At 71.6% G+C, this 16800-nt stretch carries 16 protein-coding genes; 12 read left to right on the forward strand and 4 right to left on the reverse strand.

What is annotated here, in order from left to right; translation table 11 throughout:
• Window positions 1-30 precede the first annotated feature (30 nt).
• A complete protein-coding gene (locus tag ACZ7EC_RS10035; protein WP_471060245.1) occupies window positions 31-522 on the reverse strand; it encodes a hypothetical protein in 492 nt (163 codons plus the stop codon).
• A gap of 236 nt (window positions 523-758) precedes the next feature.
• Here ACZ7EC_RS10035 and ACZ7EC_RS10040 point away from each other — a divergent pair, with 236 nt between their 5' ends.
• Together ACZ7EC_RS10040 and ACZ7EC_RS10045 are read left to right on the forward strand one after the other, a co-directional pair.
• Window positions 759-1094: a hypothetical protein gene (locus ACZ7EC_RS10040; protein WP_471060247.1), complete on the forward strand. Its 336-nt coding sequence runs from the start codon at window positions 759-761 to the stop codon at window positions 1092-1094.
• 78 nt (window positions 1095-1172) lie between these two features.
• Window positions 1173-1511: a hypothetical protein gene (locus tag ACZ7EC_RS10045; protein ID WP_471060250.1), complete on the forward strand. Its 339-nt coding sequence runs from the start codon at window positions 1173-1175 to the stop codon at window positions 1509-1511.
• A gap of 23 nt (window positions 1512-1534) precedes the next feature.
• On the opposite strand, the gene ACZ7EC_RS10050 is transcribed toward ACZ7EC_RS10045, so the two are convergent.
• Entirely contained in the window at window positions 1535-3328 is a 1794-nt protein-coding gene (locus ACZ7EC_RS10050) for a hypothetical protein (RefSeq protein ID WP_471060253.1), read from the reverse strand.
• A 344-nt stretch (window positions 3329-3672) separates the two neighbouring features.
• Here ACZ7EC_RS10050 and ACZ7EC_RS10055 point away from each other — a divergent pair, with 344 nt between their 5' ends.
• The 8 genes from ACZ7EC_RS10055 to pabB all read left to right on the forward strand — a co-directional run bounded on the left by ACZ7EC_RS10055 (window position 3673) and on the right by pabB (window position 13398).
• Complete coding sequence (locus ACZ7EC_RS10055) at window positions 3673-4290, forward strand: TetR/AcrR family transcriptional regulator (RefSeq protein ID WP_471060255.1); 618 nt, start codon at window positions 3673-3675, stop codon at window positions 4288-4290.
• A 112-nt stretch (window positions 4291-4402) separates the two neighbouring features.
• Window positions 4403-5632 (forward strand): cytochrome P450, encoded by a 1230-nt coding sequence (locus tag ACZ7EC_RS10060; protein ID WP_471060258.1) that lies wholly within the window; start codon window positions 4403-4405, stop codon window positions 5630-5632.
• Between the two features lie 100 nt (window positions 5633-5732).
• Window positions 5733-5927 (forward strand): ferredoxin, encoded by a 195-nt coding sequence (locus tag ACZ7EC_RS10065; RefSeq protein ID WP_471060260.1) that lies wholly within the window; start codon window positions 5733-5735, stop codon window positions 5925-5927.
• A complete protein-coding gene (locus ACZ7EC_RS10070; RefSeq protein WP_471060263.1) occupies window positions 5924-7147 on the forward strand; it encodes an NAD(P)/FAD-dependent oxidoreductase in 1224 nt (407 codons plus the stop codon). The genes ACZ7EC_RS10065 and ACZ7EC_RS10070 overlap by 4 nt, the downstream gene beginning before the upstream one ends.
• Window positions 7148-7269: 122 nt before the next feature.
• Complete coding sequence (gene dnaK / locus ACZ7EC_RS10075; RefSeq protein ID WP_471060265.1) at window positions 7270-9150, forward strand: molecular chaperone DnaK; 1881 nt, start codon at window positions 7270-7272, stop codon at window positions 9148-9150.
• 2 nt (window positions 9151-9152) lie between these two features.
• Complete coding sequence (gene grpE / locus ACZ7EC_RS10080) at window positions 9153-9617, forward strand: nucleotide exchange factor GrpE (RefSeq protein WP_471060267.1); 465 nt, start codon at window positions 9153-9155, stop codon at window positions 9615-9617.
• Between the two features lie 214 nt (window positions 9618-9831).
• Window positions 9832-11076: an MFS transporter gene (locus tag ACZ7EC_RS10085; protein WP_471060268.1), complete on the forward strand. Its 1245-nt coding sequence runs from the start codon at window positions 9832-9834 to the stop codon at window positions 11074-11076.
• A 147-nt stretch (window positions 11077-11223) separates the two neighbouring features.
• A complete protein-coding gene (pabB, locus tag ACZ7EC_RS10090; protein WP_471060271.1) occupies window positions 11224-13398 on the forward strand; it encodes an aminodeoxychorismate synthase component I in 2175 nt (724 codons plus the stop codon).
• Between the two features lie 121 nt (window positions 13399-13519).
• On the opposite strand, the gene ACZ7EC_RS10095 is transcribed toward pabB, so the two are convergent.
• Window positions 13520-13825 carry a helix-turn-helix domain-containing protein gene (locus ACZ7EC_RS10095; RefSeq protein ID WP_471060274.1) on the reverse strand — a complete coding sequence of 102 codons (306 nt, stop codon included), beginning with the start codon at window positions 13823-13825 and terminating at the stop codon, window positions 13520-13522.
• Between the two features lie 536 nt (window positions 13826-14361).
• On the opposite strand from ACZ7EC_RS10095, the gene ACZ7EC_RS10100 reads away from it, so the two are divergent.
• Entirely contained in the window at window positions 14362-14574 is a 213-nt protein-coding gene (locus tag ACZ7EC_RS10100) for a DUF397 domain-containing protein (protein WP_471060277.1), read from the forward strand.
• 248 nt (window positions 14575-14822) lie between these two features.
• Window positions 14823-15659 carry an SAM-dependent methyltransferase gene (locus tag ACZ7EC_RS10105; RefSeq protein WP_471060282.1) on the forward strand — a complete coding sequence of 279 codons (837 nt, stop codon included), beginning with the start codon at window positions 14823-14825 and terminating at the stop codon, window positions 15657-15659.
• A gap of 18 nt (window positions 15660-15677) precedes the next feature.
• Here the strand turns inward: ACZ7EC_RS10105 and ACZ7EC_RS10110 are convergent, their stop codons facing one another.
• Window positions 15678-16634 (reverse strand): helix-turn-helix domain-containing protein, encoded by a 957-nt coding sequence (locus ACZ7EC_RS10110; RefSeq protein ID WP_471060284.1) that lies wholly within the window; start codon window positions 16632-16634, stop codon window positions 15678-15680.
• Window positions 16635-16800: the final 166 nt, after the last annotated feature.

Consider the following 16800-nt stretch of genomic DNA (forward strand, 5'->3'; position numbering starts at 1 on the left):
GGGGCTTCGTGAAAAGGGGGAGGCGGGGCGTCAGTAGCGCAGAGCCGTACCCACGTTCGCCCGCAGCTCGCCGTGCAGCCTCCGGTTGCTGCGCGCGGTGCCGTGGCCAATGGCGTGCGCGGCCACGTTCTTGACCGTCAGTACGACGACGTCGAGCAGATTGCCGTTGCCGTCCGTGAAGTCGACCTGCACGGCGAAGGACTTGGCGGAGGAGGCGGTGTTCCGCGCGGTCACCGTGGCGGTGGCCCGGCCGTCGCCGCCGACGGCGACGCCGCCGAGGCTCACCTGATCCTTGGCGTTCACGCCGCCCTTGGCCTCGTCGAGCCTGCGGCCGGCCTCCGCCGAGGCCGAGGAGAGCGCGTCGCCGCCGCGGGCCGCCAGCGAGGCGGCGGCGGAGGCGGCCGAGGCGGCCTGCTCGGCGGGGGTGGGGGAGTTCGCGGAGCCGTTGCCGCAGCCGGCGGCCGGCAGCATGACCAGGGCCAGCACCGCGCCCGCCGTGCCCCTTCTCCAGTGCCCTGCCATGGGTGGCTCCCGTGCCTCGCAGCGAATCGTTCCCCTCAGTGAAGGGTGGGCGGCCGTACCCCGCACACCGGGTGCGACAGCCGGGCCACTCAGGCACCCGAAAGGAGCCCTGGGCGCCGCTGAACAGGCGATGTCCCCGGCATGGGCGCCCTCGCCGGGCGGCCCGGCGCACTCTGACGGATAGTGGTGGGGGGACCAGGTCCCCCGGCAGCACCCGCCTTGGCACAGGAGGCCCGATGCGCGCTTCACGGTCACTGGCCGCGCTCACCGGTTTCGCGTTGCTCGGCATCGCGCTCACCGCCTGCCAGGACCAGGCGTCCGGTCAGATCGTGGCACGGAACAACGGACGGATCGTCCAGACCCTCACCAATCCCCCGGTCAAGGGCTGCCACCGCTTCCCCGAGGGCATCACCCGGATCACCAACCAGACCCAGAGCAGCCTGCTCCTCTACACGACCCCCGACTGCACCGTCCCCGCGGGCGGGGCATACGACTTCCTCGACATCGGCGCGACGGACCAGGTAGTCCGCTCCACGGGACTGTGGAACAGCTTCGCGTTCGCACCGGAGTGAGGGCGGGGGGCGGCTGCGGCGGTGAGTGGGGGGCCTTGGAGGCGGGGTGGCTCTGACGGTAAGCGCGGGCGGCGGCGTGTGAATCGGGCCGGCGCCCGCTTCCGGACCCTGCCCGGCGGCGCCGACCGCTACAACGAGGGTCGCGTCTACATGAGCCTCGGCGAGGCCCGCCTCGGCGCGGGCGAGTTCGAACTCGCCCTGGTCTGCCTGGACAAGGCAGCCGAGATCATGACGAGGGAAGGCGCGGGGCTCCAGCTGGCCGATGTGCTGGAGCAGCGCGCCGAGTGCCACGACCGCGCGGGCCACCCGGCGCGGGCCGCCGGGGATCTCCGGTCCGCCGCCGCGCACTACGAGCAGCACGAGGACACCGCCGGCGCCCAACGGGCCCGCGCGCGCCTCGCCGCGCTGGAGTCCTGAGACAGGCAACCAAACCGGCGGCCCTAGGCCGTGGACAGTCGCTCGACCGTCACCCGGCGCGCCACCGGGCCGGTGCGCACCAGGAGTTCGGGGACGGCCTCGGAGACCTTCCGTCCGCTCGCGACCCAGGTATGGAGCGCGGAGGCGTAGGCGGCCGGGTCGCACAGGTCCGGCCGGCCGTCCGGTCCCAGGGCCGCGGACAGGCGCAGCAGGTCGCCCTGGCGGGTGCGGACGACGCAGCGGTCCGGTCCATCGGCGTAGACCGCGAGCGCGCAGTACGGGTAGCGGGTCAGCGCCTCCGCCGTCCAGGCGGCGGGCGGCCCGAGCCGGGGATCGTCCGCGGGCGCGTGCCGCAGGATGACGTCCGCGACGCGCAGCCTGACGGTGTCCCGAGTCTCCTCGTCCACCGCCGTGTGCGCGAACTCGGCCCGCGCCGCCAGCCCCTCCGCCGGATCCGGTGCGTCACCGGACACGGGATGCCGGGCGAGCGCGACCTCGGGCGGGTGCCCGTCGGTCACCGTGGCGAAGACCCGCACCGGCGTGGTACGGCGGGCCGGTCGGTGGGGCGGCAGCGGCAGCGGGTCGAGCAGCGCGGCGTGGCCGTCGGGCTCCGGCAGGCCCAGGAGCCGGTAGAACAGCCGGCGCAGCAACCCGGCCGACTCGCCCGGCGACGAACTGGCCTGCTCGGCGAAGTGCACGTAACGGCCCGGCTCGTGGCCGGCGATCGCCGCGTCGATCTGCGCCCGCAGGCTGCCCCGCCGGACCAGCCGGGGTGCCGTACGCCCGAGCGCGGCCACCGGGGAGTGCGGGTCGAGCGCGTCCTGCGGGAACGCCCCGAGCAGTACGGGGGCGCCGATGGCCGCCGCGTAGTACGTGACGCTGGAGTGGTCCCCGAGCACGCAGTCCGCCGCGATCAGAGCCTGCCGCCACCAGTCGAGCGGCGGTACGGCGTCCAGGCCGGCCCGGCGGGCGTGGTCGAGCCAGGATCTGACCTGCCCCGGACCGTGGCCGTACCAGATGTTCGGGTGCAGCACGGCGACGGAGCGGTACTCGTCGGCCGGCAGCTCCGTGGACAGCCGGGACAGCAGCCAGGGCAGCAGATCGTCCACGTCGTCCGCCGCACCCGATCCGGCCTCCGAGGCGCCGAAGAGGGACCGCGACGACCAGGTCGAGCTGAGGACGACCAGCTTCTGCCCCGGCGCCACCCCGAGGGCGCGGCGGAAGAGTTCACGCTGAGGGAGCGCGCCGAGGAGCCGGTCGTAGCAGGGGTCCCCGGCGAGTACGGCGGTGGGCGCGGCCTGCGGACAAGAGGCGCGCAGCCGCGCCAGCTGTTCGGGGTGGGACAGGACGGTGGCGGCGGCGAGGGGGCGGCCGCGGTGCAGCAGCCAGTCCGGGGAGAGCCCGAAGACCGGTGCGCGCGAGCGCCGTTCGGCGCCGGTGGGGGTGGCGAGCCGCTTGTTGTAGCCCATCCCATGGGACAGGATCACCAACTCGGCGCGGATCTTGTCCAGTTCACCGCCGTAACTCGCCGAGACGGCGAGGTCGAACGTGGTCTCCTTCGCCTGTTCCCACGGCAGCACGGGCAGTCCCACCCCCGTCAGCAGCTCGGGCACGCCCGCGAGGAACGGCGAGGAACCCGTGCACGTGGCGAACAGCTGCAAGCGCACATCGCCGCCGAACAGCGGCAGCACGTCCAACAGGCGGGTCGCGGAGGTCACGTTGTGCACCACGAGGAGGACACGACGGCATCCCGCCCGCGTGACCCAGCGTTCCGCGTCCGCCCCCACCGGCACCCGCAGCCGTGCTGCCCCACCCATCACCACTGGCGCGTATCCCCGTCCGGGCCTGATCGATTCGGCGTTCTCCGGCTGTCGGCCCGATGCTATCGAGCCGTAACTCCGGGGACACGCACAGGGATCGGATGGACCGGTGCCGATGAGGACGGAATCCGGTCCCTTTTCCGCCTCCGTCCGCCTTCGGCACGCCCTCCAGGAACCGCCCGAGATCGGCACCGGCGGTCCCGTCGGCTTCCTCGCACATCCCATGCGCCCCCGCGCCGGCCCTCTTCGACGCCTTCGCCTCGACGGAGAAGACGCTGACGGACATCCGGCCACCTCCGATAATGCTTCACCCCGGCAGCCGGAAGACGGAGGGAGCCCAGGTGGCCGACACGTTCAAGCGCCGCGCCCCGAGCCAGTGGGGCGAGGGCGGCGCCCTGAAAGAGGAGATCCTCGCGGCCGCGGCCCGGCTGCTGGCCGAGTCGGGCCGCGAGGAGGCGCTGTCGCTGCGCGCGGTCGCCCGCGAGGTCGGCATCTCCGCGCCCAGCGTCTATCTGCACTTCAAGGACCGCTCCGAACTGGTCGCGACGGTGACCCACCGGGCCTACGGGAAACTGGTCGCCGAACTGGGGGAGGCGCGCGACACCCGTATCCCGCTCAGCCCCGGCTCCGCCCTGCGGGCCATGGCCCACCGCTATTGCGCCTTTGCGCTGGAGAACCCCCGCCGCTACCGGCTGATGTTCGGCGTCGAGCGCATCGTCGGCCCCCGCGAGGACTCGCCCCGCCACCCGGTCTGGCTGGTCCTCGGCGCCTGGGAGGAGGCACTGGCCGCGCTGCCCGCCGCCCGCTCGGCCCAGGTGGACGGCGCACGGGACGCCCTGCTGCTGTGGTCGGCGCTGCACGGCATCGTCACCATCGCGATGGCGCTGCCCTTCGAGGTCGACCGGCGTGGCCTGGAGCGGCGCGCGGACGAGCTGCTCGATCGCATCGTGGCCGGATAGCGACGGCGAATCCTCCGGCACCGTTGACGCACCCACCACGATCCCTAAAGTTGCCTGAAGCACCTAACGCCGTTAGGGGTGTTGGATGCGCCCTCTTGCCGAGGAGGCAGCGATGACCGAGACAGTCGTGGACACGCCGACCGGGCTCCCCGAGCACCCCATGCCCCGCGCCACCGGGTGCCCGTTCGATCCGCCCCCCGCCCTGAAGGACATCCAGAGCGAGCGGCCCGTGTCGCGGGTACGCATCTGGGACGGCAGCAGCCCCTGGGTGATCACCCGGCACGAGGATGTGCGCGCCCTGCTCGGCGATCCGCGCATCAGCGCCGACCCCCGGCGCCCCGGCTACCCCCACCGCAGCGCCGCCACGCGGGAGCGGGACCAGACCCGCAACACCCTCCTCACCCTGGACGACCCCGAACACGCCCGCCTGCGCCGCATGGTGACGGCTCCCTTCACGATCAGGAAGGTCGAGGCCCTGCGGCCGGCCGTGCAGCGGATCGTGGACGACCTGATCGAGGAGATGCTGGCCGGCCCCAACCCCGCCGATCTGGTGGAGTCGTTCGCGCTGCCCCTGCCCAGCCTGGTGATCTGCGCGCTGCTCGGTGTGCCGTACGAGCAGCACGACTTCTTCCAGCGCCACAGCCGCGTCCTGGTGCGCCGCACCTCCACCCGTGAGGAACTGCTCGCGGCGTCCGAGGCGCTCACCGGCTATCTGGACGACCTGCTGACCGCCAAACTCGCCAACCCCGAGGACGACGTGCTCTCCACGCTCGCCGTCCAGCGTGTGGCAACCGGTGAGTTGACTAGGCGTCAGGCCGCCGAGCTGGGCGTCCTGCTGTTGGTGGCCGGGCACGAGACCACCGCCAACATGATCGCGCTCGGCACCGTGGCCCTGCTGCGCAACCCGGACCAACTCGCCCTGCTCCGCGACGCCGACGACCCCAAGACGGTCGCCTCGGCCGTCGAGGAACTGCTGCGCTACCTGACCATCGTCCACTCCGGACGGCGGCGCGTGGCGCTGGAGGACATCGAGATCGGCGGCGAGGTGATCCGCGCGGGCGACGGCGTCATCCTCGCCGGCGAAATCGCCAACCGGGACCCCGACGCCTTCGCCGACCCCGACCGGCTGGACCTCACCCGCGACGCCCGCCGCCATGTCGCCTTCGGCTACGGCATCCACCAATGCCTCGGGCAGCCGCTCGCTCGTGTCGAGCTCCAGGTCGCCTACAGCACGCTGTACTCCCGCATCCCTACGCTGGCGTTGGCCACCGACATCGACCGACTGGAGTTCAAGCACGACGGCTTCGTCTACGGCGTCTACGAACTGCCGGTCACCTGGTAGCACTTCACAGCACAAGCACAGGCACAGGCACAGGCACACAGCCCACAACACGCAGCGCACACGCTCACAGCACCACCGCGAACGAGGAAACGAGGAACCCATGCGCGTGGAAGTCGACCAGCCCAAATGCGTCGCCTCCGGACAGTGCGTCCTGGTGGCCCCCCAGGTCTTCGACCAGGACGACGAGGGGGTCGTACAGCTGCTGGACGCCACCCCCGGACCCGAACTCGCCGATGACGTGAGGGAGTCGGCCGCGATCTGCCCTGCCGCCGCTATCCGGCTGGTGGAGGTGTGACGAGCACTCCGCCGCGCCGCATCGTGGTGGTGGGTGCCTCGGCGGCCGGTCTGACCGCCGCCGAGGCCCTGCGCCGCGCGGGTTACGACGGCTCGCTCACCCTCGTCGGCGGCGAACCGCACCCGCCCTACGACCGGCCCCCGCTGTCCAAGCAGGTCCTCACCGGCGCCTGGGAGCCCGAGCGGGTGCACCTGCGCCGCCCGGCGGACCTCGACGCCCTCGCCCTCGACCTGCGCCTCGGCGTGCCCGCCGCCGCCCTCGCCCCGGCGACCCGCACCGTGACCCTCGCCGACGGCACGAGCCTGGCGTACGACGGACTGGTCATCGCCACCGGGGTCCGGCCGCGCCGGCTGCCCGAGTGCGAGACGCCCGGCGTCCATGTCCTGCGGGAACTCGGCGACGCCCTCGCCCTGCGCGAGCGGCTGACGGCCGGGGGCCGGCTGGTCGTGGTCGGCGCCGGGTTCCTCGGGGCCGAGGTCGCCGCCGCGGCCCGTACCCTCGGCGCCACCGTCACCCTCGTGGAACCCGCCCCCGTGCCGCTCGCGCACGCCGTCGGACAGCGGGTCGGTGCGCATCTGGCGCAGGTCCACCGCGACCACGGCGTGGACCTGCGGACCGGGACCAAGGTCGCCGGGATCACCACCGGGGCGGGCCGGGCCACCGGCGTGCTGCTCAGCGACGGCACGACGATCCCGGCCGACGACGTGCTGATCGCCATCGGCTCCGTACCCAACACCGACTGGCTCGACGGCAGCGGTCTGCGGCTGGCCGACGGAGTCGTCTGCGACCAGTACAGCGCCGCCGCGCCCGGCATCTACGCCGCGGGCGACGTCGCCCGCTGGCACAACCCCCTCTTCGGCACCGACATGCGCGTGGAACACCGCACGAACGCGGCCGAGCAGGGCATGGCCGCCGCCCGCAATCTCCTCGCCCCCGAGCAGGCCGAGCCGTTCGCCCCGGTGCCCTCCTTCTGGTCCGACCAGTACGACCTCAGGATCCAGGCGTTCGGACACCTGCGCGATCACGACGAGGCCCGAGTGGTGGACGGCGACCCGGCGGACGGCCGCTTCCTCGTCGCCTACCGCAGGGGAACGGCGCTCACCGGAGCGCTCGCCCTGGGCATGCCGCCCCGCGTCCTGCGCCCCTGGCGCGCGGCGATCGCGGCCGGAACCGAATGGACGCGCGCGCTGGACGGCCCACCGGAAGCGGACCAGACTTGACATGGGGTAGCTCAAGTTTTATCCCCCGCGGTGGCCCCTGGAGATGCTCCGGGGACGGCCCCGATAGCCGGGGAGGGCCGCGGGAACCCGGTGGGGGAGCAGCCGGCAAGGGAGGATTCACCATGGCGCGTTCGGTCGGAATCGACCTCGGGACGACGAACTCGGTGGTCTCGGTCCTGGAGGGCGGCGAACCCACCGTCATCACCAACACGGAGGGCGCGCGGACCACGCCGTCGGTCGTGGCGTTCGCCAAGAACGGCGAGGTGCTGGTCGGCGAGGTCGCCAAGCGGCAGGCCGTGACCAACGTGGAGCGCACCGCGCGCTCGGTCAAGCGGTACATGGGCGATCACTCCTGGCGCTTCCCCGACCAGGGCGACATCGACGGCAAGCGCTACACCGCCCAGGAGATCTCCGCGCGGGTGCTCCAGAAGCTGAAGCGGGACGCGGAGGCGTACCTCGGCGAGGACGTGACGGACGCGGTGATCACCGTTCCGGCCTACTTCGACGACTCCCAGCGGCAGGCGACGAAGGAGGCCGGGGAGATCGCCGGCCTGAACGTCATGCGGATCATCAACGAGCCGACCGCCGCCGCGCTCGCGTACGGCCTGGACAAGGAGAACGACCAGACGGTCCTCGTCTTCGACCTCGGCGGCGGCACCTTCGACGTGTCCCTGCTGGAGATGGGCGACGGCGTCATCGAGGTCAAGGCCACCAACGGCGACACCCATCTGGGCGGCGACGACTGGGACCAGCGCGTCGTCGACCACCTGGTGCGGCAGTTCAAGAACAACCACGGCATCGACCTGGGCAAGGACAAGATGGCCGTGCAGCGGCTGCGGGAGGCGGCCGAGAGGGCGAAGATCGAGCTGTCCAGCTCCTCGGAGACCTCGATCAACCTGCCCTACATCACGGCCTCCGCCGAGGGCCCGCTGCACCTGGACGAGAAACTGACCCGCGCCCAGTTCGAGCAGCTGACCGCGGATCTGCTGGAGCGCTGCAAGGCGCCGTTCCACAACGCGATCAAGGACGCCGGGATCAAGGTGTCCGGCATCGACCACGTGGTGCTGGTGGGCGGCTCCACCCGGATGCCCGCCGTGACCGGGCTGGTGAAGGAGCTGACCGGCAAGGAACCGCACAAGGGCGTCAACCCCGACGAGGTCGTCGCCATCGGCGCCTCGCTCCAGGCCGGTGTCCTCAAGGGCGAGGTCAAGGACGTCCTGCTGCTCGACGTCACCCCGCTGTCCCTCGGCATCGAGACCAAGGGCGGCATCATGACCAAGCTGATCGAGCGCAACACCACGATCCCCACCCGCCGCGCGGAGATCTTCACCACCGCCGAGGACAACCAGCCCTCGGTGTCCATCCAGGTCTTCCAGGGCGAGCGCGAGATCGCGGCCTACAACAAGAAGCTCGGCATGTTCGAGCTGACCGGCCTGCCGCCCGCGCCGCGCGGGATTCCGCAGATCGAGGTCGCCTTCGACATCGACGCCAACGGGATCATGCATGTGTCCGCCAAGGACCTCGGCACCGGCAGGGAACAGAAGATGACCGTCACCGGCGGCTCCGCGCTGCCGAAGAACGACATCGACCGCATGGTCCGCGAGGCCGAGCAGCACGCCGAGGAGGACCGGCAGCGCCGCGAGGCCGCCGAGACCCGCAACCAGGCCGAACAACTCGTCTACCAGACCGAGAAGCTGATCGGCGACAACCCCGAACGGATCCCCGCCGAGGCGCGGCACGAGACGGAGGCCGCGCTCACCGAGCTGAAGGCGAGGCTCAAGGACGAGAACACGGACACCGCCGCCCTCCGCCAGGCGACCGAGCAAGTGGCCAGGTCCGCCCAGAAGATCGGCACTGCCCTGTACGAGCAGCCGAACGCCCGGGGCGAGCAGGCCGCGGGTACGGCCGGCTCCGGGGGAGCGGCGTCCGGCGGCTCCGCCCCTCAGGACGACGAGGTGGTGGACGCGGAGATCGTCGACGACGACCGGCCGGAGGCGGGCTGACCATGGACGAGGGCCGGCTCCCCGAGGCGGTGGACCCCGCGCGGCTGCGGTGCCTGGTCCAGGAGCGCACGGCCGACCTCCAGCGGGTGAAAGCCGAGTACGACAACTACCGCAAGCGGGTGCGCAGGGACCGGATGGCCGTACGGGAGATCGCCGCCGCGAACATCCTGCGCACCCTTCTGCCGGTCGTGGACGCCGTCGAGCGCGCCTGCGTCCATGAGCCCCTGACGCCCGGCCTCGCGGACATCGCCGGCACCCTGCGCACCCAGCTCGGCGCCCTGGGCCTGGAGCCCCTCGGACAGCAGGGCGAGCCGTTCGACCCCGATCTGCACGAGGCACTGGTCCACCATGTCACCCCAGAAGCAGACGAGTTGACCTGCACCAGGATCCTGCGCCTCGGCTACCGCGCGGGCCCGCACCTGCTGCGCCCGGCGACCGTGGAGGTGACCGGCCCGCCGCCGAACTGACCAGGGCGCCGGTCACGGCCCCCGGCCCGCTGGCGCCGGGGGCCGCTGTTCGCGGCCGGCCCGCGCGCGCCGCCTGGTGGAACGGGCACGCCGACGGACCGGCGTCCGAGGAGGCACTATCCTCAACTCCGCCTTCTGCGCGGGGCATCGAGGACAGGGGGCCGCGACCCAGCCCGTCGCGCACCCGGTGCCCGCGGCCCCACCCTGGAGAGACGTGTTCGCCCCGTACCGCAGGTTGTTCTCCGCCAAGGGGAGCGTCGCTTTCACCGCCGCCGGCTTCCTGGCCCGGCTCGCCCTGTCGATGTCCGGTGTCGGCACCGTGGTGATGGTCGCCTCGATGCGCCACTCCTACGCGCTGGCCGGCGCCGTGGGCGGGTCCTCGCTCGCCGCCACCCTGATCACCATCCCGCTCCTCGGCCGGCTGGTGGACCGCTACGGCCAGTCCCGTACGGCCATCCCCGCGGCCATCTGGTCGGCTGCCATGTCGGCGGCCCTGGTCGTCTGCCTCGCCACCCGTGCGCCGACCTGGACCCTGTTCGTCACCAACGTACTGTCCGCCACCGTGCCGAACGTCGGCGGCATGGCCCGCGCCCGCTGGGCCGCGATCCACGGCGCCGACGAGGAACGCATGCATGTGGCCAACTCCTTCGAACAGGTCCTGGACGAGATGTGCTTCGTCCTCGGCCCCCTCGTCGTGGTGGGTCTGGCCACCGGCGTCGCCCCCGAGGCGGGCCGGGCGGTGCCGCTGGTCCTGACCCTGGCCGGCACGGTCCTCTTCTCCCTCCAGCGCGGCACCGAACCCCCGGTCCAGCCCGCCGACCCCGCGGCCTCCCGGACCCCGCTCACCAACCGGGGCCTCCAGGTGATGATGCTCGTCTTCCTCTTCACCGGCGCCCTGTTCGGCTCCCTCGAAGTGGTCACGATCGCCTTCACCGACTCCCTGCACCACAGGTCCTGGGCCGGTCCCGTCCTGGCTCTCCAGGCGGTCGGCTCAGCGCTCGCGGGCCTGGCCTTCGGGATGCTCACCCCGCGCGGCTCCAGCACCGCGCGCTTCCTGGCGGGCGTCGGAGGCATGGCCGTACTGATGCTCCCGCTGACCCTCGCCGATGGCCTGTGGTCGCTCGTCCCGCTGATGTTCGTCGCCGGCACGGCCACCTCACCGACCATGATCACCGGCATGGGCCTGGTCCAGGAACTGATCCCGCGCGCCCAGCTCAACGAGGGCATGACCCTGGCCGTGACCAGTCTCCTCGGCGGCTCCTCCCTCGGCAGCGTGCTCGCGGGCTGGTCGGTGGAGCGCTTCGACGCCGGGAACGGCTATCTGCTCCCGGCCGGCGCCAGCGCCCTGGCCCTGCTGACGGCGACCGCCGGCCTCGGCCGCCTCCGCACCAGCGTGTCCGCGGCCGGGGCCCCGGCCCCGCCCGCGAACGCGCCGGAACTCGGGCGGCAGCCCTCGTAAGGGAAGGACCTGCCCGTCGGCGACACGGGCGCCGCGGCGCAGATTCTCCCGAGTCACCGCCCTCGCTGCCGAAAAAACTTCCGCCAAGTGCCCTGTGGACGCGTAATCTTGCTGCGTCGAATCGCCCTTGAAGGACGGAGACTCCTCATGCCCGGTGCGCCGTTGCCGACGAGCGACCGCAGCGGACCGCTGCCCGACGACGTAGCCCGCACAGGCCACGGCGCCGCCCGGACGACGACCGCTCGGGGACCGGCACGGCCGACGCGCACGCTCCTCATCGACAACTACGACTCCTTCACCTACAACCTCCACCAGCTGCTGACCGAGGTGAACGGACGCGAACCGGTGGTCGTCCGCAACGACGCCGACTGGTCCGCGCTCGACCCGCGGGACTTCGACAACGTCGTGATCTCCCCCGGACCCGGCCGCCCGGAACGGCACCAGGACTTCGGCATCGGCAGCCGGGCGATCCTGGAGTGGGACCTGCCGCTCCTCGGGGTGTGCCTGGGCCACCAGGGCCTCTGCCATCTCCTGGGCGCCGAGGTACGGCACGCGCCCGAGCCCCGGCACGGCCGCCTGTCGCGGGTCACCCACACCGGCCGCGACCTCTTCGCCGGGCTGCCCTCGCCGTTCGGAGTGGTGCGCTACCACTCGCTCGCCGTCACCGGGCTGCCCGCGGAACTGGAGGCGCTCGCCTGGTCCGAGGACGGCGTCCTGATGGGCGTCCGGCATCGCACCAGACCGCTGTGGGGAGTCCAGTTCCACCCGGAGTCCATCAGCACGGAGTACGGCCACGAGCTGCTCGCCAACTTCCGCGACCTCACGCACGCCTGGCACCGCCGCACGCCCCGGCCGGCGCCGGACGGCGAGCCGCCGTACCGGCTGCATGTCCGCCGTCTGCCCTGGGCGCCGGACCCGGAGGCCGCCTACGGTGAACTCTTCGCCGCCGCCCGGCACAGCTTCTGGCTGGACAGCGGCAGCGCACCGCGGCAGGGGCGGTTCTCCCTCATGGGCGACGGGGCCGGCCCGCTCGGCGAGTACGTCACCTACCGGGCGGCGGAACAGGTCATCAGGGTGGAGCCGGGCGGGCGGCGGATCCAGGGCACCTTCCTGGAATACCTCGACGCCGAGCTGGCCGCGCGCCGCGTCGACGGCGGCACCGACCTGCCCTTCGGATTCCGCCTCGGCTACGTGGGTTATCTCGGCTACGAACTCAAGGCCGACAGCGGTTCGTTGACCACACATACCGCCGAAACCCCCGACGCGGCCCTGGTCTTCGCCGACCGGGCCCTGGTGATCGACCACGCCGAGGACACCTGCTACCTGCTCCGGCTCAGCCGGCATCAGGACGACCCGGAGGTCACCGCCTGGCTCGAATCGGCCGGCGCGCGCCTGTGCGCGCTGCCCCGGACTCCCCTGGACCCGCCGGAAGCCGAGGTGCCGGAAACACCCCCCGTACCGATCGAGCTGCGCCACACCAGGAACGCCTACCTCCACATGGTCGGCGAGTGCCTGGAGGAGCTGCGCCAGGGGGAGTCGTACGAGATCTGCCTGTCCAACACGGCGGTCGCCGGGACCGATATCGATCCGCTGACCACCTACTCCACCCTCAGACGCGTCAGCCCGGTCCCCTATGGGGCACTGCTCGACTTTCCCGGCGTGGCCGTGCTCAGCGCATCCCCGGAACAGTTCCTGGCGGTCGGCCCCGGCGGAGCCGTCACCTCGAAGCCGATCAAGGGCACCCGGCCGCGCGGCGCCACCGACACCGAGGACGCGCGGCTGCGGGACTCCCTGGCGGGCAGTGAGAAGGACCGGGCCGAGAACCTGATGATCGTGGACCTCGTCCGCAACGACCTGAACGTCGTCTGCCGGCCCGGCTCGGTCCACGTACCAGTGCTGTGCGGGGTGGAAACCTTCCCCCAGGTCCATCACCTCGTCTCCACCGTCCGCGGCACCCTGCGCGAGCGGCGCTCGGCCGTCGACTGCGTACGGGCGGCCTTTCCCCCCGGCTCCATGACCGGCGCGCCCAAACTGCGCACCATGGAGATCATCGACCGCCTCGAACAGGGCCCGCGCGGCGTCTACTCGGGGGCGCTCGGCTGGTTCTCCCTCGGCGGCGGCTGCGAACTCAGCGTCGTCAACCGCACCATCGTGGCCACGCCCGGCTCCGTCGGCTACGGCGTCGGCGGTGCGGTCGTCGCCCTGTCCGACCCGGTGGAGGAGTTCACCGAGACCATGGTGAAGGCCCGCGCGATGGCGACGGCACTCGCCCTGAGCCGCCCCCGACCGGGTCGCACCCTCACCCCGGCGTGCCGGAAGTAGACGTCCAGCAGACTGTGGAGGGGTCCGGCAGCCTGATGATGGCGCTCGTCGCAGGCGTGGCACGGCGTCGGGAACGAGCGCCGCGGCTCCGGGCGGCCTCCTGCACGGTTTCCGGCGGCGGTCACGTGCGTCCGGAAGGCGGGTGTTCCCCGCTCCGGCGATCCGATTCCGCCGGAAGCCGCGCCTGTTCGTCCTCCCAGACCTTCAGCAGGATCTGCGCGTCGGCCCCGCAGGCGCGGGCGTACCGGAGGATGAAGCGGCGTTGCGGGAAGCGGGCGCCGCCGAGGACGCCGGTGAGGTAGTCGACGCCGACTCCGGTCCGGTGCGCCAGGATCTCGTGCCGGATGCCCGCCTGTCGGCGCACTTGTTCGAGAACGACGCCGATATGGGCCGGACCCGTCAGCGGGCGATTGCGTGTATCGGACATTGCTGGGCTCCGCTGGGCTCTGGGGACGTGCTCGTTCTTGCCTGGAGCTCGGCCAGGGGAGTTGTTCGGTCTGCTGCGGAAATGACGCTAGGCGCGCGCAGGCGCCGCATCTCCCTCTTTCCGAACGCGGGGTCGGCGCAGCACCTCGTCAACGCCCCTTTCACGGCACGCAGTCGGGACCTCCCTCATGCCTGCCGTTCGATTCGGCCGGCAGGGGCGCGGGCACCGCGGGTTGGTCGATCATCCCTGTTGAAGGGCTTATCAAGGCCGCTGGACGACACTCGCCCGGCACTTCGCGTACGAATTCCCACCGCCGACGCGCGCCCCTGTCCGGGACGTATTCCGGCGGTGCGGTCAACCCGTGGGCCGCAGACTGCACTTGCATGAGCGAGCAACGGTTGAATCAAGACATTGTTGCCTTAAGCACGCATACATCACCGGCGGCGCGGTGATCCTGACCTGGCCGGGCGAGATGCACATGCATCTCGACGACGGGGAGTTCGTTCACCGCAGGAGGTCGTTCGGTGAGGAAGCCGATGTACAGGACACGGCAGGACGCGGACAGCGCCGGCGTGGTGTGGCGCAAGAGTTCGCACAGTTACCCGGAGGGAGAGTGCGTCGAGGTCGCACAACCGGCGGGCGCGCAGGTGCTCTTTGACGACTCGAAGGTCCGCGAGGGCCGTTTAGTGGAGGTCTCCACGGCCGCCGCGGTCGCTTTCGTGGCCGCCGTGCGCCGCGGTGACATCTGAGGCGGCGATGGCCGCCGCCGGGCGCGCCGTGCGCATCCGCGAACGGCGCGCCCGGCCGGCCCGGATTCTCGCGGCCCCCGGCACCCGGACCGGTCGACGCGTCCAGGCGTGAAAGCTTTCTGACGTCCCATCAAAGAAATCGGGCAGCTCTGGACATCGCCGGTACCCGGCCAGTATGGATAGGGATAATGCAAGTGCATTCCGTCCCTCACGCGGGCGGATGAGCAGCGGATACCTGGGGGTGTGCCGTGGGAGAGCAGCCTGTGCCTGCGCAAGGACAGGACGGTACGGACACGGACTTAGGGCAGGACAAAGCCCACAGTGCGCGTATGTACGACTACTACCTCGGCGGAAAGACGAATTACCTCGTGGACCGGGAGGCCGCCCAGGAGGTGATCCGGGTCTTCCCCGCGATCGAGACCGTCGCCAGGGTCAACCGGGCCTATATGCACCGAGCCGTCCGCTACCTCGCGCAACAGGGCATCCGGCAGTTCATCGACGTGGGCACCGGCATCCCCACGGCGCCCAACGTCCACGACGTGGCACAGGGCATCGCCCCCGACTGCCGGGTCGTCTACGTCGACAACGACCCCATCGTCCTCGTCTACGCCGACGAACTGCTCGACGGCACCCCGGAGGGACGGACGGTTTACGTCCAGGCCAACGCCACCAGGCCCGAGGAGGTCTGGGCCGCCGTGCGGGAAAGGAACATCCTCGACCTGGAACGCCCGGTCGCCCTCAGCCTGCACGCCCTGCTGCACTTCGTCACCGACGAGCAGCAGCCGTACGAGATCGTCAGAAGCCTCCTGGACCCGCTGCCGTCGGGCTCCTACCTGAGCCTGAGCCACTGCACCGGGGAATTCGACCCCGACGCCTGGCAGGCCATCATCGACACCTACGCGGCGGCGGGCACCTCCGTCCAGGTGCGCGGCCGGACGGAGGTGGAGCGCTTCTTCGAGGATCTCGAACCGGTCGACCCCGGCGTGGTCCTGGCCCACCAGTGGCATCCGCAGCCCGGCAGCGGGCCCGGTGTCCTCAGCGAACGCCAGGTGTCCCTCTACGCGGGAGTCGCCCGCAAGCCGTGACGGACGCGGCGCGCGCACTCAGGGGTTCTGGTGATTGCGGTAGATGCGCGCCAGGTCGTTGAGCTTGCGCCGCGCCGCGTCCGGTCCCAGCCCCTTGTAGCGCAACTCGTCGAAGACGACCTCCCGGTGGTCCACCAGGTCCTCGTCCTGGATGAACAGGCAGCCGTCCAGGTTCTCGGCGTAGGCGACCTTGGGCACCCGGCCCTCGAAGTCGAAGATCGTCGTGGTGCCCAGCTCGACCGGCAGGTTGAAGTGCCGCGCCGGATCGACCAGCCGCAGCTGGTAGTTGCGTCGTTCGGACAGGCCGGCCAGATGCTCCATCTGGTCGGCCATGATCTCCGGGGAGCCCACGCGGTTGAGCAGCGCCGCCACATGGACCACGAGGATCAGCTTCTTGCCCGGTGCGGCCTCGAACCGCGCCCGCCGTTCGTTGCGCAGCGCCAGCAGCGCGTCGTGGGTGCCGCGCTCGCCGCGGCCACGCCTGATCAGCGCCTCGGCGTACGCCGGTGTCTGCGCCAGGCCGTGCAGCAGATCACTGCTGTACGCCTTGATGCGCGTCGCCATGTCCTCGAAGCTGATCACCGCTTGGAGGTACGGCTGCGCCACGGTCGACCATTCCTGCCACCACGTGGGCTGGTTGGCGATCTCGGCGAGTTCGAGCAGGACGGTCTGCTCCTCCTCGTCCGCGATCTCGTACACCACGAACAGCCCCAGCAGGTCCTTCTCCTTGAAGTGGTGCATGCCGCTCTCGATCCGGCTGAGCTTCGAGGGGGAACAGTCCAGCCGCCGCGCCACCTCGTCCTGCTTCAGACCGAGTTGGTGGCGCCGGCTGCGCAGCGTGTGCCCGAGCAGCATCCGGGGCGCGGACGGCACGGCCTCGTCCTTGAGATAGCGCACGGTGCCCCGGCGGCCCGCCATGTCACCACCGCTCCCGCCCTCGTCCGGCCCCGGAACCCCTGCTATCCGCCTGGTCAACGTCTGCTCCTCACCTCTGCGCATGGGACTGCCCGCACCCCCTCCGCGGGGACCCATAGTGCACAACCTCACGCCGCCCGGAGACCGAATCACCGGAAAACCGGAATCGATACGGAAGCCCGGCCGCGGACATCCCTTGCATACACCCCACCAGAAGAAGCCGAGC

This window comes from Streptomyces sp. NPDC037203, assembly GCF_055605065.1.

What these genes read in the sequence shown, in the direction of transcription:
- dnaK (WP_471060265.1), top strand. Translation starts at nt 7,270, where the DNA reads ATGGCGCGTTCGGTCGGAATCGACCTCGGGACGACGAACTCGGTGGTC.
- ACZ7EC_RS10060 (WP_471060258.1), top strand. Translation starts at nt 4,403, where the DNA reads ATGACCGAGACAGTCGTGGACACGCCGACCGGGCTCCCCGAGCACCCC.
- ACZ7EC_RS10100 (WP_471060277.1), top strand. Translation starts at nt 14,362, where the DNA reads ATGTACAGGACACGGCAGGACGCGGACAGCGCCGGCGTGGTGTGGCGC.
- grpE (WP_471060267.1), top strand. Translation starts at nt 9,153, where the DNA reads ATGGACGAGGGCCGGCTCCCCGAGGCGGTGGACCCCGCGCGGCTGCGG.
- ACZ7EC_RS10065 (WP_471060260.1), top strand. Translation starts at nt 5,733, where the DNA reads ATGCGCGTGGAAGTCGACCAGCCCAAATGCGTCGCCTCCGGACAGTGC.
- ACZ7EC_RS10050 (WP_471060253.1), bottom strand. Translation starts at nt 3,328, where the DNA reads ATGGGTGGGGCAGCACGGCTGCGGGTGCCGGTGGGGGCGGACGCGGAA.
- ACZ7EC_RS10040 (WP_471060247.1), top strand. Translation starts at nt 759, where the DNA reads ATGCGCGCTTCACGGTCACTGGCCGCGCTCACCGGTTTCGCGTTGCTC.
- ACZ7EC_RS10095 (WP_471060274.1), bottom strand. Translation starts at nt 13,825, where the DNA reads ATGTCCGATACACGCAATCGCCCGCTGACGGGTCCGGCCCATATCGGC.
- ACZ7EC_RS10035 (WP_471060245.1), bottom strand. Translation starts at nt 522, where the DNA reads ATGGCAGGGCACTGGAGAAGGGGCACGGCGGGCGCGGTGCTGGCCCTG.
- pabB (WP_471060271.1), top strand. Translation starts at nt 11,224, where the DNA reads ATGCCCGGTGCGCCGTTGCCGACGAGCGACCGCAGCGGACCGCTGCCC.